Source organism: Pseudoalteromonas sp. GB56, from assembly GCF_054923835.1.
Window position 1 is genome coordinate 291724 of sequence record NZ_JBPCHK010000001.1, and the last position, 15777, is coordinate 307500.

General features: G+C 45.6%; 14 protein-coding genes and 2 rRNA genes (1 of these 16 only partly in view). 8 read left to right on the forward strand and 8 right to left on the reverse strand.

The genetic code is table 11. From position 1 onward, the window contains the following. Positions 1-87: 87 nt before the first annotated feature. The gene (locus ACH19P_RS01395) at positions 88-2424 is read right to left on the reverse strand and encodes a fatty acid cis/trans isomerase (RefSeq protein WP_462156748.1); all 2337 of its coding nucleotides are present in this window, start codon (positions 2422-2424) and stop codon (positions 88-90) included. Continuing rightward, entirely contained in the window at positions 2417-2770 is a 354-nt protein-coding gene (locus tag ACH19P_RS01400; RefSeq protein WP_462156749.1) for a hypothetical protein, read from the reverse strand. Before ACH19P_RS01400 ends, ACH19P_RS01395 begins: the two co-directional genes overlap by 8 nt. Before the next feature lie 185 nt (positions 2771-2955). Here ACH19P_RS01400 and ACH19P_RS01405 point away from each other — a divergent pair, with 185 nt between their 5' ends. The 3 genes from ACH19P_RS01405 to ACH19P_RS01415 are packed head-to-tail and all read left to right on the forward strand — an operon-like array spanning position 2956 to position 5400. After that, entirely contained in the window at positions 2956-3543 is a 588-nt protein-coding gene (locus ACH19P_RS01405; RefSeq protein ID WP_462156750.1) for a LemA family protein, read from the forward strand. Between the two features lies 1 nt (position 3544). Next, positions 3545-4855, forward strand: coding sequence for a M48 family metallopeptidase (locus ACH19P_RS01410; protein WP_462156751.1), 1311 nt, complete (start codon positions 3545-3547; stop codon positions 4853-4855). Between the two features lie 17 nt (positions 4856-4872). After that, the gene (locus ACH19P_RS01415; RefSeq protein WP_462156752.1) at positions 4873-5400 is read left to right on the forward strand and encodes a hypothetical protein; all 528 of its coding nucleotides are present in this window, start codon (positions 4873-4875) and stop codon (positions 5398-5400) included. Here ACH19P_RS01415 and ACH19P_RS01420 read toward each other — a convergent pair. The 3 genes from ACH19P_RS01420 to ylqF all read right to left on the reverse strand — a co-directional run bounded on the left by ACH19P_RS01420 (position 5389) and on the right by ylqF (position 8251). Continuing rightward, positions 5389-6051: an SDR family oxidoreductase gene (locus tag ACH19P_RS01420; RefSeq protein WP_462156753.1), complete on the reverse strand. Its 663-nt coding sequence runs from the start codon at positions 6049-6051 to the stop codon at positions 5389-5391. The genes ACH19P_RS01415 and ACH19P_RS01420 overlap by 12 nt on opposite strands. Before the next feature lie 62 nt (positions 6052-6113). Then, positions 6114-6896, reverse strand: coding sequence for a VOC family protein (locus ACH19P_RS01425; RefSeq protein WP_462156754.1), 783 nt, complete (start codon positions 6894-6896; stop codon positions 6114-6116). 401 nt (positions 6897-7297) lie between these two features. Next, positions 7298-8251: a ribosome biogenesis GTPase YlqF gene (gene ylqF, locus ACH19P_RS01430; protein WP_462156755.1), complete on the reverse strand. Its 954-nt coding sequence runs from the start codon at positions 8249-8251 to the stop codon at positions 7298-7300. 204 nt (positions 8252-8455) lie between these two features. Here ylqF and ACH19P_RS01435 point away from each other — a divergent pair, with 204 nt between their 5' ends. Together ACH19P_RS01435 and ACH19P_RS01440 are read left to right on the forward strand one after the other, a co-directional pair. After that, complete coding sequence (locus ACH19P_RS01435) at positions 8456-9001, forward strand: YaeQ family protein (protein ID WP_462156756.1); 546 nt, start codon at positions 8456-8458, stop codon at positions 8999-9001. Positions 9002-9039: 38 nt separating this feature from the next. Beyond that, positions 9040-9639, forward strand: coding sequence for an esterase/lipase family protein (locus ACH19P_RS01440; RefSeq protein WP_462156757.1), 600 nt, complete (start codon positions 9040-9042; stop codon positions 9637-9639). Here the strand turns inward: ACH19P_RS01440 and ACH19P_RS01445 are convergent. Further along, a complete protein-coding gene (locus tag ACH19P_RS01445; RefSeq protein ID WP_462156758.1) occupies positions 9636-9833 on the reverse strand; it encodes a hypothetical protein in 198 nt (65 codons plus the stop codon). The genes ACH19P_RS01440 and ACH19P_RS01445 overlap by 4 nt on opposite strands. Positions 9834-10118: 285 nt before the next feature. Here ACH19P_RS01445 and ACH19P_RS01450 point away from each other — a divergent pair, with 285 nt between their 5' ends. From ACH19P_RS01450 to ACH19P_RS01460, 3 genes are all read left to right on the forward strand, one after another. Continuing rightward, the gene (locus tag ACH19P_RS01450) at positions 10119-10592 is read left to right on the forward strand and encodes a Dps family protein (RefSeq protein WP_462156759.1); all 474 of its coding nucleotides are present in this window, start codon (positions 10119-10121) and stop codon (positions 10590-10592) included. A 65-nt stretch (positions 10593-10657) separates the two neighbouring features. Then, the gene (locus ACH19P_RS01455) at positions 10658-12043 is read left to right on the forward strand and encodes a class II fumarate hydratase (protein ID WP_462156760.1); all 1386 of its coding nucleotides are present in this window, start codon (positions 10658-10660) and stop codon (positions 12041-12043) included. 81 nt (positions 12044-12124) lie between these two features. Beyond that, positions 12125-12640 (forward strand): hypothetical protein, encoded by a 516-nt coding sequence (locus ACH19P_RS01460; RefSeq protein WP_462156761.1) that lies wholly within the window; start codon positions 12125-12127, stop codon positions 12638-12640. 844 nt (positions 12641-13484) lie between these two features. Here ACH19P_RS01460 and rrf read toward each other — a convergent pair. Together rrf and ACH19P_RS01470 are read right to left on the reverse strand one after the other, a co-directional pair. Next, a 5S ribosomal RNA gene (gene rrf, locus ACH19P_RS01465) occupies positions 13485-13599 on the reverse strand. A 124-nt stretch (positions 13600-13723) separates the two neighbouring features. Next, a 23S ribosomal RNA gene (locus tag ACH19P_RS01470) occupies positions 13724-15777 on the reverse strand; it runs 831 nt beyond the window's last position.

Genomic DNA, 15777 nt, shown 5'->3' on the forward strand with positions numbered 1-15777 from the left:
TCTTTATATTAGGCACAGCGGCAATTTTGCCAAAACAGACACAAGTACACAAGTGTTGTTAAAATGTTACACTTTTATGGCTAAATTCTAGCGATTTTCTAGACGATTATAGTCAAACAAGCCATATTCTATGCCTTTGTAATCTTTAGCAACTTTGTGTAGCAAATCACTATAACGCCAAAAGTCAACGTGTGTACGCCTAATTGCAAATTCATTTTTGAGCGCTCGATAATCGTCTTCTGAGCGCATCTTTTTCATTGCGCTAACAAATGTATCTAGCTTTGAAGCATCCATAACCCACAGCGCTTCTGGATAATCACCGATAAAACCCGGGACCACCAGCGCCTTATCTTCTTTGTATGCCCTTTGAGCTTCCTCTCGCAACAGGCTGCTGATATTAAAGTGGGCATTATGGTGCACCAAGGTGTATGCCTGCGGTGCTGATTGCTCGTCCATGCTTTTCACCAAAATATAACTTACTTGGGGCAGCAAATTGACAGCTGCACTAGGTAGCTGATTAAGCTGCTGCAGAGAATCAGGCACATTTTTATAGTCATAGCGGTGGCTCATAACAGGTTCGAGCTTGCTTGCCAGTTTATCGAGTAACTCGCGTTTGCGATTATCCGTTTGATATTGAATACCCGTAGGTTGGTTGAAGCGGATTTCTGAGTCTTTTAAGAATTCAACCAAACTCGTTGGTGATTTTCGATACCAGTGAGCTCGCAACGCTGCGCGTTCTTCTTTTGGCAATAACGATAAGAAGTTGTCTTCCCCTTCCATCCGCAAGAAGTCCATGTAAAGGCGCGTTATGAGCTGATGCCCTACATTACCGTAGACATCAAACCCCGCTACCAATAGATAATGAATGCGTTCAAATAAGGAGTAATCAAGGATCCACGCAGTTTTTGGCTGTTCGCCCACCCAACCTTTGACGACGGTGGCGCTATTAAAATGGCGGAAGATAGTGAGTGCAGCGTTGTTGTTATAGCCTTCACCTTGCCAAAGAATATCTTCAGTCAACCCTTCACCACCTGCAAAAACTTTGTTTGCGAGCTGTGCTTTGGCCTCAAGAAATTCACTTTGTTTGGTCGCATATTTAACCCAACTTGAGATGGGCAAAGCATTCGAATCTTCCTGCGCAGGCATGTCTAACATGTCTTCATGGCGAATGAGGAAATTCTCGAACTGTTCATTACCTACATATTTTGGATCAACAAAGGCCACCCAAAATTGATCGTTAATCACATTAAGTGCAATTTGCCCGCGACACACAGGCCCTTGAATAAAGCCTCGAATAATGAGCTCGGCTTCATCCAGCATGAATTGATATCGCGATTGCGCGGGGAGCTGCGCAAACACTTTAAAGGGGTTTGAAGCTACTTCAATATTGTATCCAGGCAGTGATTTGACGTTGAATTCAGGGGCAATAAATTGCTGCGTTAGCCGCGAAAGTTTGTCGTTGTTCAGCGCCAAAGGAATATTGGTTTTCGCCAGCACGGTACTGTGGCTTGGCCATAAGCGGTAATACACTCGCGCCACTTTTGGGTCTTCATAGGGCCTGCGCGTTGCGATAACTTTGATTGGCTTTCCTGGCGGTGTAGCTGAACGTACAAGCTTAAAAAATTGGCCTTCGTCGACATTATCAAAATAAATATTGGCCAGATACCAATGCTCATAGATATAGCGTGCACTTAGACGAGTTTTGAGATTGTCTTGATTTAAGAACGACTCCCACTTGTCCACCTCATTTTGCAGCGCCGCACTGATAGGTTGATCCTGTGGCATCTGCGCACCTTGCTGTAACCACTGGGTCAGCAATGCCATTTCTTGATTGCTGATAGCAGGTAAACCATAAGGCATTCCCGCCAGCGGGTTGTCTTGGGCAAAATCGTCAAATTCAGCAATCGTCGGGCAACGTTGATCTCTATCGAGACTAAAGTCAAAGTCGTCAGGCAAAATTGCTTGCTCTGGTAATGGGTGCGCTTGCTTTAACGCCAAAGATTGGTACATCACGCTCGCCACCAAATTGGCATGGGCGGATTGTTCACGCTCATTTAAAATGGGTGTGAATCCCCTGCTCCGCCATTGCTCAGTCGTCTGTGCGTCAATAAATAATCGACTGGGATCACTCGCCAACAAACGAGTACCATCATAAACCAGTTCTTTAGAAAGGCCTCGTTCAATGCCCTGTGCTGAGGATAACTTAAGTTGGCAAGGTGCATCATAACAGCCGTGACAAACAACACAGCGGTTGTCTATCACGGGTTTAACTTGGTCATGGAAAAAACTTTGCTGCTCAGCAGAGGCATCGACTTGTCGATTATGCACCTGCTCTTGTCCAAATAAGCTATCGTACTTTTGTGCGCCAAACACGGCGCACCCTGTACATAGCAAGAGCGCAAAGACCCAACCAAGTTTATTCATCCTCATCCCCTAAATCGAATGTTGGCATCATTTCTAATTGTGGTGACACAAAGCTTTGACCATCTTCACATTCGACAACGGCTGCAAGCAACGGACCTCGCGTTAAAGTGAGCATCGCATGATGGGCTTGCTCTGGCACCGGTACAGATTGCGCGCACAGTTGATATGCAGGTAATTGCAAGCTCACCGATTGGTCTTCGGGTGGATTTTGACACAAGTGCGCCAGTAAATTTTCATCTAGCTCTACTTCGAGCAATAAATCGGGTTCACTCATGTCTCTTGTGTACAAATTCTCATCGAGCACAAACAGTGGCAAACTCAGTACAGCACCTTGTGATAGTTCCACTCAACACCTCAAAAATGATCGTTAACTTGATTTAATCATAACAAAATTTGTTGTTAATTTGGCTGATATTGTGTCTAGATAAGGTATATTTAGTGAAGCGTGTGTCGTCAAATCAAGATGTTATGCACTTGGCAAGCAGAGCATGAAATGTTTTATGTCTGCGTAAATAGGGAAGGAATAACTCCATGACTGTGTTTTTGATCATATTGGTAATCATCGCCATTGGCGCAATAATTATCTTCAATACCTTAGTTCAATACAAAAATGAATACCAAAATGCGTTTGCTCAAATAGATGTGCAATTGCATCGCCGCCATGATTTGATCCCTAATCTTGTCGCCACCGCGAAAGCCTATCTAGACCATGAGCAAAAAACACTCACTGCGGTTATTGAAGCGAGAAATCAAGCCGTGAGCGCATTAAAAGCTCTCAAAGGTGATGGCATCAATGCCGCAGCACTTGCAAACCTTGCTAGCTCAGAAGGTGCGCTAACAAGTGCTCTCGGCGCTTTGCAAATCAGTATCGAAGATTACCCGGAATTGAAAGCAGATAGCACCATGGCTAGCTTGAGTGAAGATTTAACCAGTACAGAAAACCGTATCGCCTTCTCGCGACAGGCCTACAATGATTCAGTCATGCAATACAACAGTTACAAACAAAGTTTCCCACCTTTGTTAGTAGCCAAAATGACAGGCCACCTTACTGACGCACCTTTACTTGAATTAGACGATCCTCAAACTCAGCGTCAGGCGCCAAAAGTGTCTTTCAACTAAGGTGCAGAACTTCCTAGCCCACCAGCGACAAGCACGGCGTAAAACTTGGTTGCTGGTGACTCTGTTTGTGCTTGCCGTCACAACACTCATTGCTTTAGCTCACTGGCCCATTTTGTGGTTCATGGAAATCTATGGCACCGATCCTCACACCTTGTTTTATCAAGGAAGACAACACAGCCAAACAGTTTATGGCTTTCATCTAGGCATTGCGCTGACTATCGGAAGTGTCATAGGCGTCGCTGTTCTGTATAAATATTTTCAGCTGCGACGTGGTGGGCATGTGGTTGCTGTTCAACTTGGCGGTGAGCAAGTACAAAGTAATTGCTATGACCCTTTAGAAAGGCAACTCCTTAATGTGGTTGAAGAAGTGGCAATTGCTGCTCGCATGCCAGTGCCGGGTGTATACATTCTCAGGCAACAGCCCAGTATCAACGCGTTTGCTGCGGGGTACCACAGCCACGATAGCATCATCGCTGTCACTCAAGGAGCATTGACGCAACTAAGTAGAGATCAACTGCAAGCGGTTGTCGCCCATGAATTTAGCCATATACGTCATGGTGATGTACGCTTGAATGTGCGCATGAGCGCCTTGTTATTCGGCATCACTTTCATTGGCCAAAGTGGTGAAGCCCTTCTCTACAGCGCTATGAACGCGTCTAAAAGGGCGAGAACCAAAGGAGACGGCGCTGGGTTTACCATCGTATTAGGGCTGGTACTGACTATTTTTGGTTGGCTCGGCACCCAATTGGGAGACTTAATTAAAGCCATGGTATGTCGTCAGCGCGAGTTTTTAGCTGATGCGGGCTCTGCAGAGCTGACTCGCTCTCCTTATGAACTGGCGGAAGCGCTGCTGGTGATTGCTGGGAGCCCAAGGAAAAATAATTTACGTCAAAATAACGCACATACATACAGCCATTTGTTTTTTTCCAACGCCCTCAGCCCTTGGTTTTCATGGTTTAGTACCCACCCGCCTTTGGCAAAGCGAATCAAAGCACTCGATCCATCTTGGGACGGCACGATTATTGAGCGCCCGCGCACTGCTGTTATTCCTGAAGCGATGACAGCACATGCACATTCACATTTGCAAGCCCAATATCATGCCACAAACCCTGAAAACAAATTAAAGCTCGAAGGTATAGATGATGTACTTGGCTATCTTGCTCATGAACCGATTGATGCTAAATGGTTAGTCATGTTGTTGTGCTTACATGACAATTGGGAGATCGAGAGAAACAACTGCGACAAGTTATTGGGATGCCTAACGTTGATACGTACAAGTTCGATCAAGCTGAATCGGCACTCCATTCTTTAGCGCTCAAGAAAAAATTTATGTTGTTAGAAGTCGCCATCGGTGCATTACGCTGTTTACCGAAGGTTGAGCAAAAGCGGTTTGTTACTTCACTTGAGGAGTTTGTTAAGTCTCATGACGAATGGCAACTTCATGCCTGGGCATTTTATGAATTAACCGCACATGCATTGATTGGTCTGAGCCAGAAAAAAACTGTTGCCTTGAGTAAACCGCTGATTATCTCAGCGTGTGGGCAACTACTTGGCGCATTAGCTAGTTTTGGTCATCAAGATCAAGACAAACAGCGTGCCGCATTGCATGCGGCAGCGGATACGTTGCAATTATCAATAACCTACTCGGACCAAGCACAATGTCAGCTCATCAGGCTTCATCGCGCCTTGTTGATTCTAAAGTCTTTGCCAAGCGTGAAAAAGCAAGCATTACTGGAGGCATGCCAGATATGTGTGACCCACGATGGCGAGGTGAATGAAGACGAACAAGTGCTCTTACATACACTTGCCGTCTGTTTAGATGTTGATTATCAGGTGTTTAAATCATCACCAAGGTAATTTTTCACCATTGGCGTGCCAAAATCCGCCTGTATTTTCTAGCGTTAATTCACTGATCCTTTGACTGATGCCTTGAGCTGCTTCGGCTGGTGTAACATCTCCTGCAAACCCAACCATACGGGTTTGCACAAACCCAGGATGGAACAAGCCTACAGCAATATGCTTCCCTTTTAACTCGTGAGCAAGACTGACAGAGGCGGCATTGAGCGCAGCTTTAGACATACGATAACCGATGTAGCCGCCAGAGCCATTATCTGCGATAGAGCCCATTCTTGAAGTGATCATGGCAACTTTTGCATGAGGATTTAATTGATGTTGAAGCGCATGTGTTACGCGAATGGGGGCAAGAGCATTGATTGCGAATTGCTGTTCAATGGCTGCAAAATCCATGTGAGTAAGCGTCTCGTTATGGAAAACACCCGCGTTATTGATAAGCAGATCGATAGGCGCGGTCAGTTCCTCTACGAGCCGTTGCACATCTGTTGGATTACTCACATCAATACCGGCGACCAAATTAACATTTAGCGAGTTCAACTCCTCACTGCTGTTACGCACAACGGCGGTCACTTGGTAGCCTTGATCAAGATAGTGCTTTGCCAATTCAAGGCCAATACCACGGTTTGCACCAGTGATCACAACATGCTGTGTCATATTATTCCCCCAACTCTTACTGTATTTACACCAAGAGTTGGGGATTAAATTTAAAAATTAAACTAATTGTTGAGTTTAATTATTGAAAACACTGCACCTTGCGGATCCGTTATCACACTAAAGCGCCCAACTTCCGGCACATCCATGGGTTGAACACATACTTCACCCCCTAAAGAAGCTGCTTGCTCCGTGCGCTTATCGCAGTCATCAACAGCAAAGTACACCATCCAGTGAGAAGGAATGTCATCTGGCCACTGTTCATTCATCGCCAGCATACCGCCAACAACTTGGTCTTGGGCTTTGAATAAGGTGTACTGCATCCCATCCATAGGTTTATCCTCGGTTTGTAAACCGAGTAATGCGCAATAGAAGTCAGCACAGGCAGCGGGATCACGTGTCGCTAACTCAAACCAACAAGGTGTACTCTCTTCGTCCTTTCTTTGCGAGCCCTTGTGACCTTTACCTTGCCACAAAGCAATCATGGCACCCGCAGGATCACAAAGCAGGACCATTTCACCCGCACCAGGAATGTCATGCGGGCCATGAACAATGGTTGCACCTAGCTCCTTGGCTTCAGCAGCCTTCGCTTTAACATCATCCACAGCAATATAGCTCAGCCAATAGCTAGGAACTCCTTGGGCTTGCTGATCAGCAGGCATTTGATACATAGCTGCGATATCAAGCTTTTGTTTTTGCAGCATGGTGTAAAACAGTCCATCACCGATGGGTTGATCCTCTGCGGTCCAAGTAAATAAGTCGCTGTAAAAAGATTTTCCGCCTTGCCAATCTGTTGAGCATAATTCCGCCCAGCAAAAGTGCCCTTGTGGATAGTTAGCATTTGCCATGATCGTAAACCCATTTTTCTTTTTTATAACCATAGCTTAAGTAAAAACAAAACGCCCATTAATTTCAACCCATTACAGGTACATCCTTTTTATTGAGAATTATTCTCAAAAAGATATTGACGAACGCCCAAATCTAATTGATAATCAATCTCAACAAGGCGAATGAATCTGTTTCCTCATTGTTTTGTTAACACATATTTGTTTCATGACCCTGAAACACGATTGGCGTCCGTAAGACGCTTAGTTGGTGGCAAAACTCCTCAACGCCCCTTGATTTGGTCGCGCTGCCAACCGAATACACTTTACTTGCTACATTGCTCATATCGGTGACGGTAGATATGAAAACAAAAAAGCCCTAACGGGCTTTTTTTATATCTGTTATTTATTTAAAAATCAGTGGATCAGCGGCGATTTTTGCGCGCACGTGCACGACGTTGACGCTTTTCTTCCTCTTTCGCTGCTTTTTTCGCTTCCGCAGCAGCGCGCAATTCTGCAACCATTTCTTCTTCTTGCTCACGCATTTGCGGTGTTTCCATAGTAATGCGGCCTATTACAGCATCTCGGAGTTCATTGATTAAAATCTCCGAAAACTTATGTAAATCCACTTGATTACCGCCACGGATACATCCGCGTTTTTTGCCCGCAGCCAACATAAAGTCATAGTCATGTTCTGGCAGCGGGTCGACTTTATAACGTTCCACCAGTAACTGAGGGTATGCTTGTAGCAAGTATTCAGCGGTGTAACTGGCCACATCTTCATACTCAATGGCTGTGTCTCGGATAGCACCCGTTGCTGCTAAACGGTAGCCAGAATTTTCATTTTCAACCTTTGGCCACAACATACCTGGAGTATCATAGAGCATGATACCTTCATCAATTTTGATACGTTGCTGAGCTTTTGTAACGGCAGGTTCATTTCCGGTTTTAGCAACAATACGTCCCGCAAGCGTATTGATCAATGTCGATTTACCCACATTTGGGATTCCCATGATCATGGCTTTGATTTGCTTATCCGCACCCACTTTATGCGGTACCAACTTCTTACACAAATCAACTATCTTGCTTACTTGACCCGCTTTGTCATGCTCTAGAGCCAATGCCTTAACACCCGTTTCTTGCTCAAGGTATTGCATCCATTGAGTCGTCATACTCGAGTCAGCTAAGTCTGCTTTATTGAGGATCTTTATGACCGGCTTGTCTGCGCGCAAAGCGCCAACCATCGGGTTTTCACTGCTATAAGGAATACGCGCATCTAACACCTCAATAATCACATCCATTTGTGGCATGATTTCTTTGATTTCGTTACGCGCCTTGTTCATATGGCCTGGGAACCATTGAATTCCTGCTCTACTCATTTGATTGATAGCCTTTGTTTAGTTTCGCACCGGTGATATTCGACAAGACTGAAGTATGAAATACCACAGCCAGACTTGATATTGTACACCATGCTAGGCGCCTGTTTCACTGACTTTACTTTGTGACTCAAATTATGAGTAATCGCGCACTCCAACACGTAAATGTGTATACTGCCCGCTTTACCTACCCTATCCGGAGTTGTTATGGCACTGAAGGCCACCATTATAAAAGCGCGTCTTAATATTAGTGATATGAACCGTCATCATTATCAAGAATACCCTATGACAGTTGCACAACATCCTTCGGAAACAGAACAGCGCCTGATGATCCGCTTATTGGCATTCGCACTTAATGCCAGTGAGGAATTACAGTTTACCAAAGGTCTATGTGCTGAAGATGAACCTGAATTGTGGGTGCGCGAACTTGATGACAGTATCAGTCTATGGATAGATTTGGGTCTACCAGAAGAAAAGCGTATAAAAAAAGCCTGCACGCAAGCCAAGCATGTAATTCTGTATACCTATGGCGAGAATAACCAGTCAGTTTGGTGGCAAAAAAATCAACAAAAGTTGAGTCAATTTAAGAATCTCACAATTATAAGCCTTGCCTACGAAGAAACTCAGCAGCTTGCGGCTATGGCTTCACGCAGTGTCGACCTGACGATCACTATTGAAGATAATGAAGTGTGGGTAAGTAATAACGAACAAACACTGCAAATTACCTTGACCTCCCTACTCACTCAAGGCTAAATAGCCTGATACGGGAACATAAGTCTCTAAGGACAGCAATGATCAAAAAGGTCGTGGTATTACATGGTTTGTACATGTCAGGGTTTGTGATGCACCCCTTGTGCGCTCGTTTACAAAAGCACGGCTATGAAATCCTCAATCTGTCCTACAACACCTTAAATCCAAATACCGACTTAATCTTCGGGCGCATAAATGAATTCATCGGCGAAGATAAATGTGCGTTCGTATGTCATTCAATGGGCGGGCTCATTGCGAGGCGATATCTCAGTCATGATGCCCCTCAAGTCGCCAATGTTAAAAAGGTCTTTACCTTAGGTACACCACACAAAGGCGCTCAAATTGCCCGTCATATGGAACAAAAAGGTATGAAAGGGTTGCTCAAAAACAGCCTTGAATACTTGGTGAGTGATAATCATGACTGGCCCTTCAACGCCAAGCTATACAGCATTGCTGGGGACCTTCCCATTGGCATTTTGCCTCTACTAGAGCATGGCAAGCCATCCGATGGGACTGTTATGGTCGACGAAACCAAGCTTCAAGGTATGGCGCAGCACAAAGTGTTTCATTTGAGCCACACCAGTCTGATTTATTCCCGTAAGGTTGTCGATTACATACTCAGCGAGCTAGAGACTGATTAGTTCTCAGCTGAAGCGGCAATTTTATATGACACGAAAGCAATTATGCCGACGATCAAAGGAATTGGCGCTGCAATAATGCCAAAGGCATCTGAGTTTGCATAACTCGCTCCCGCAAGGTGACCAACCAAGCCGATGACAAACGTTAAAACAGCGATAATGCAAACAGTGATTTCAGCTTTTTTAGATTTATTCATAACCACATCTCCTCGTGTTGATAGGAAGATTATGGCGCTCACAATTGGTTAAACTTTGCGCTAAATCAATTTTCTTAGTGCAAATACAATACACCGATTTCACTTTTGCGATAGATCAAGATTTAATCATTCCATGGTTGTTTTTGGCATACATCATGCCCATGTAGTTACTGTTATCTACAACGTAAATCGGTTTAAGTGATAACCAACATCGATTTTATCCGCTTGTTATCAGTGAGCTATGAGCCATACTGGTGAACATAAACAAACGCAAAGGAGACAGCTATGTCGCAAGTAAATGCAATTGGATTGGATACGAGTGAAACACAAAACATCATTGAAGAACTGAACCGTCTACTCAGCTGCTATCAAATCCAGTACATGAATGCTCGAGGCTTTCACTGGAACATAAAAGGCCGCGACTTTTTTGAGTTACATGTCAAATTTGAAGAGATATACAACCTTCTGCTGCTTAAAGTCGATGAGATAGCAGAACGAATTTTGACTTTAGGTGGCGAACCGCTGCATGCATTTTCAGACTACATCGAATTGAGTCAAATCAATGAAGCGAAAAATATCAGTGATGGGACTCAAGCGGTCCAAAACCTATTAGATGGATACAGTACACTTATCAGAATGCAACGTATCATCCTGAATGATGCCAGCGACAATGCGGATGAGGGCACCGCTGCGTTAATGAGTGACTACATCAAAGAGCAAGAGAAACTGGTTTGGATGTTAAAAGCATACATCGACTAGTACCCCCACCAAGCTGCAGGCTAGCCTGCAGCATCCCCCCTTGCACATTCTAAAGGAAGAAGTCCATGACCAACACATACAGAACTGAACACGACAGCATGGGAGATTTACACGTACCCACAGACGCGCTGTATCAAGCTCAAACTCAGCGTGCTGTAAATAATTTCACAATCAGTTCATTGGTTATGCCCGCTTCATTTATCACTGCACTTGCCCACGTCAAGCGCGCATCTGCAAAGGCAAATCACGAACTGGGACATTTGGACAGCAAGCAATTTGTTGCAATCAGCAAGGCGTGTAGTGAAATTATTAATGGCCAGCATCTCGAACAATTTCCGGTGGATGTATTTCAAACGGGCTCTGGCACCAGCTCAAACATGAATGCCAACGAAGTAATTGCCACCCGAGCCAGTGATATTATTGGTGAGAAAGTGCACCCTAATGACCATGTAAATATGGGGCAAAGCTCAAATGATGTTATTCCAACCACAATCCACGTAAGTGCGTCGATAGCCATAGAACACACATTGCTACCTGCTATTGAGCATCTTATTAGTGTCATCGGCGCCAAAATGGAGCAAGTTGGTGGACATGTCAAAACAGGACGAACACATTTAATGGATGCAATGCCCGTTACTTTTGCTCAAAGTATGTCTGGCTGGCAAGCGCAAATCTCTCAAGCCAAGTACCACATTCAATCTAGTGCATCACAGTTGCGGCAATTGGCACAAGGCGGAACTGCCGTAGGCACTGGAATAAATGCTGATCCCCATTTCGCTGAGCTGTTTGCAAGTGAGCTATCTCAACAAACGCATGTCGAATTTGTACCAGCGGACAATTTGTTTTTCCAGATAGCTACACAAGATACCGCCGTTGCCGTATCAGGACAGTTAAAAACATTAGCCGTCGCATTAATGAAAGTTGCAAACGACCTAAGATGGATGAATTCAGGGCCTCTCGCTGGGCTTGGCGAAATTGAGTTAGAGGCGTTACAACCAGGATCATCCATTATGCCCGGCAAAGTGAACCCAGTGATCCCAGAGGCAACGGCCATGGCCGCTGCTCAAGTCATTGGCAACGATGCGACTATCACTGTCGCAGGGCAATCTGGCAATTTTGAGTTGAACGTAATGCTTCCTGTTGTAGCCTACAACTTGCTTCAAAGTATTGAAATACTAGCGAACACATGCGTCGCATTGGCAGATAAAGCAATCGCTAGTTTTAAAATCAACGACCAGAATATCACACAGTCACTGGCTAAAAATCCAATCCTTGTAACAGCGTTAAATCCAGTTATTGGCTACGAGAAAGCCGCAGCAATCGCGAAAAAGGCATATGCTGAGCAAAGGTCTATTTTGGATGTTGCCGCTGCTGAGACCGAGATTGATTATCAAGAACTCAAGGAGCTTCTAGACCCAACACTATTAACCCAAGGTGGTATTAACAGCTAACACACTTTACTCGTAATGAAATTGGCGCATTGATGAAATGTTTGTATGATGGTGGATAACATCAACTAGATTATAACAATTATGCGTTTAACATTAATTGCCGTTGCTACACTCGCTTTGAGCGCATGCAACAACACAGAAGAAACCAACACTGAAACTACGCAATACACAGAGCCGAAAAAGGCCGAAGTTGGTAGTACCAAATCTGTGCCTAAAGCTGTTGAAGCACAAAAAATTACCCGAGATAAAGTTGGTAATATTGGCAACATTGAAGTTACAGCTGAGTCCATCCGTGCTGGCTACAAAAATATCCACGAATTAACTCAAGATAAGTCCTGTGACACGAGTGAGCAATGTAAAGTACTTGCTGTAGGCAGTCGGGCCTGTGGCGGAGCAAACGAATATGTCGTGTATTCAACAAAGACAACCGAAGCTGCTCAAGTAGAGCAATTAGCACAAAAACTCACTGCACAGGAGCATCAATACAATTTAACTTCTGGCATGATGAGCATTTGCCAGCATTTGGTTCGTCCGGCAACCCAATGCCAAGAGTCTCAATGCGTGAAGGTATCAGGCTCTTCAAATTCAGTTTACTAATTAGTATCCGAGTAAACTTAAGCCAGATGAAATAAAGACAATAGCCAAGATGCATATTAGCGCTTTAATAATGTATTTTGGCCTCATTTCCTGACGATACCATTGAAAGTAAAGAAACTTTGCAAAGTAAGTTCCAGCTACTCCAAAGAGTGCAAACACTAATACGTATGCCGCTAGTACAAACAAATCAACCTCTACTTCAACTGCCACAAAGCATCTAAACAAATCTTCTAGTTATTCTAACGTATTTACACCCAAGTCTCAGGTGCTATTTATAGCGCAAATACTGTTTAACAAGATTTAATAAGCTTGATCCAACAAATGAGATGGGTATTAAAGGACTTAATGCCAGAAAGAATGCCACAAAGCAAAAAACCCGCTGCATTGCTGCAACGGGTTTCTTTAATTAGGAGTCGGGGGCGCCTAGCCTGGTGATGGCCCGGCTTACGGCCTGAGGCCGCCAGCGTTCAAGCGGATGAAGTAAAACTCTTTACTTCATTATTCCCGCTTTCTCCCTACTTTCACATGGCAAATGCCACACTATCATCGGTCGGGGACGCCTAGTCGGGGCCGGCCTTCCGGCAGTTCCGTTTCACTTCTGAGTTTGGGTGACGAGAAACCGAAACCTCGCTTCGCAGTTCGAGGAAGTGACAAATCTGTCTGGAACAGATTTGAACAGCGTTAGCTGGCCCGAAGGGGTGAATACAGGAAGTATTCAATACTACATGGATGCGCGAGGGAGAGATACTTCATGGATGAATTGATTGTACTCTGACTGATAATTTTAAAACGCCTGAACGCAAAAAACCCGCTGCATTGCTGCAACGGGTTTCTTTAATTAGGAGCCTGGTGATGACCTACTTTCACATGGCAAATGCCACACTATCATCGGCGCAGTTCCGTTTCACTTCTGAGTTCGGCATGGGGTCAGGTGGGTCCAGAACGCTATTATCACCAAGCAAAGTTGGTTACTAATCGCTATTGCAATCAGTATTAATTCGGAAAGCTTTATAAGTAAATCGTCTACTTCAGTCTTTAATCTCTAACTTCTAACTTAACAGTCTCACACCATTTTGGCGTTGTATGGTTAAGCCTCACGGGTAATTAGTACAGGTTAGCTTAACGCCTCACAGCGCTTCCACATCCTGCCTATCAACGTTGTAGTCTTCAACGGCCCTTTAGTGGAGTCGAACTCCAAGTGAGAACTCATCTCGAGGCTCGCTTCCCGCTTAGATGCTTTCAGCGGTTATCGATTCCGAACGTAGCTACCGGGCAGTGCCATTGGCATGACAACCCGAACACCAGCGGTTCGTCCACTCCGGTCCTCTCGTACTAGGAGCAGCCCCTCTCAATTCTCAAACGCCCACGGCAGATAGGGACCGAACTGTCTCACGACGTTCTAAACCCAGCTCGCGTACCACTTTAAATGGCGAACAGCCATACCCTTGGGACCGACTTCAGCCCCAGGATGTGATGAGCCGACATCGAGGTGCCAAACACCGCCGTCGATATGAACTCTTGGGCGGTATCAGCCTGTTATCCCCGGAGTACCTTTTATCCGTTGAGCGATGGCCCTTCCATTCAGAACCACCGGATCACTATGACCTACTTTCGTACCTGCTCGACGTGTCTGTCTCGCAGTTAAGCTGGCTTCTACCATTACACTAACCGTACGATGTCCGACCGTACTTAGCCAACCTTCGTGCTCCTCCGTTACTCTTTGGGAGGAGACCGCCCCAGTCAAACTACCCACCAGGCACTGTCCGCAACCCCGATTCAGGGGCCAACGTTAGAACATCAAACATACAAGGGTGGTATTTCAAGGATGGCTCCACGGTAACTGGCGTCACCGCTTCAAAGCCTCCCACCTATCCTACACATGTAGGCTCAATGTTCAGTGCCAAGCTGTAGTAAAGGTTCACGGGGTCTTTCCGTCTAGCCGCGGGTACACAGCATCTTCACTGCGATTTCAATTTCACTGAGTCTCGGGTGGAGACAGCGTGGCCATGGTTACACCATTCGTGCAGGTCGGAACTTACCCGACAAGGAATTTCGCTACCTTAGGACCGTTATAGTTACGGCCGCCGTTTACCGGGGCTTCGATCAAGAGCTTCGTCCGAAGACTAACCCCATCAATTAACCTTCCGGCACCGGGCAGGTGTCACACCGTATACGTCATCTCGCGATTTAGCACAGTGCTGTGTTTTTAATAAACAGTCCCAGCCACCTGGTCACTGCGACTCTCAAGTGCTTACGGAGCAAGTCCTTCACACTCAAGAGCGTACCTTCTCCCGAAGTTACGGTACTATTTTGCCTAGTTCCTTCACCCGAGTTCTCTCAAGCGCCTTAGTATTCTCTACCTGACCACCTGTGTCGGTTTGGGGTACGATTCGGTATAAACTGAAGCTTAGAGGCTTTTCCTGGAAGTATGGCACCAACAGCTTCCACTCCGTAGAGTGTCGTCTCGTATCTCAGCCTTAAAGAATCCCGGATTTTCCTAAGATTCAAGCCTACATACTTTCACACGGACAACCAACGCCGTGCCTGCCTAGCCTTCTCCGTCCCCCCATCGCATTTATACCAAGTACGGGAATATTAACCCGTTTCCCATCGACTACGCCTTTCGGCCTCGCCTTAGGGGTCGACTCACCCTACCCTGATTAACATGGGATAGGAACCCTTGGTCTTCCGGCGTGCGGGTTTTTCACCCGCATTGTCGTTACTCATGTCAGCATTCGCACTTGTGATATGTCCAGCATGCCTCCCGGCACACCTTCAGCCACTTACACAACGCTCCCCTACCCCGCGAGCAAAGCTCGCAGCCGCAGCTTCGGTGGTATGTTTAGCCCCGTTACATCTTCCGCGCAGGCCGACTCGACTAGTGAGCTATTACGCTTTCTTTAAAGGGTGGCTGCTTCTAAGCCAACCTCCTAGCTGTTTTAGCCTTCCCACATCGTTTCCCACTTAACATACACTTTGGGACCTTAGCTGGCGGTCTGGGTTGTTTCCCTCTCCACGACGGACGTTAGCACCCGCCGTGTGTCTCCCGGATAGTACTCATTGGTATTCGGAGTTTGCATGGGGTTGGTAAGTCGGGATGACCCCCTAGCCCAAACAGTGCTCTACCCCCAATGGTA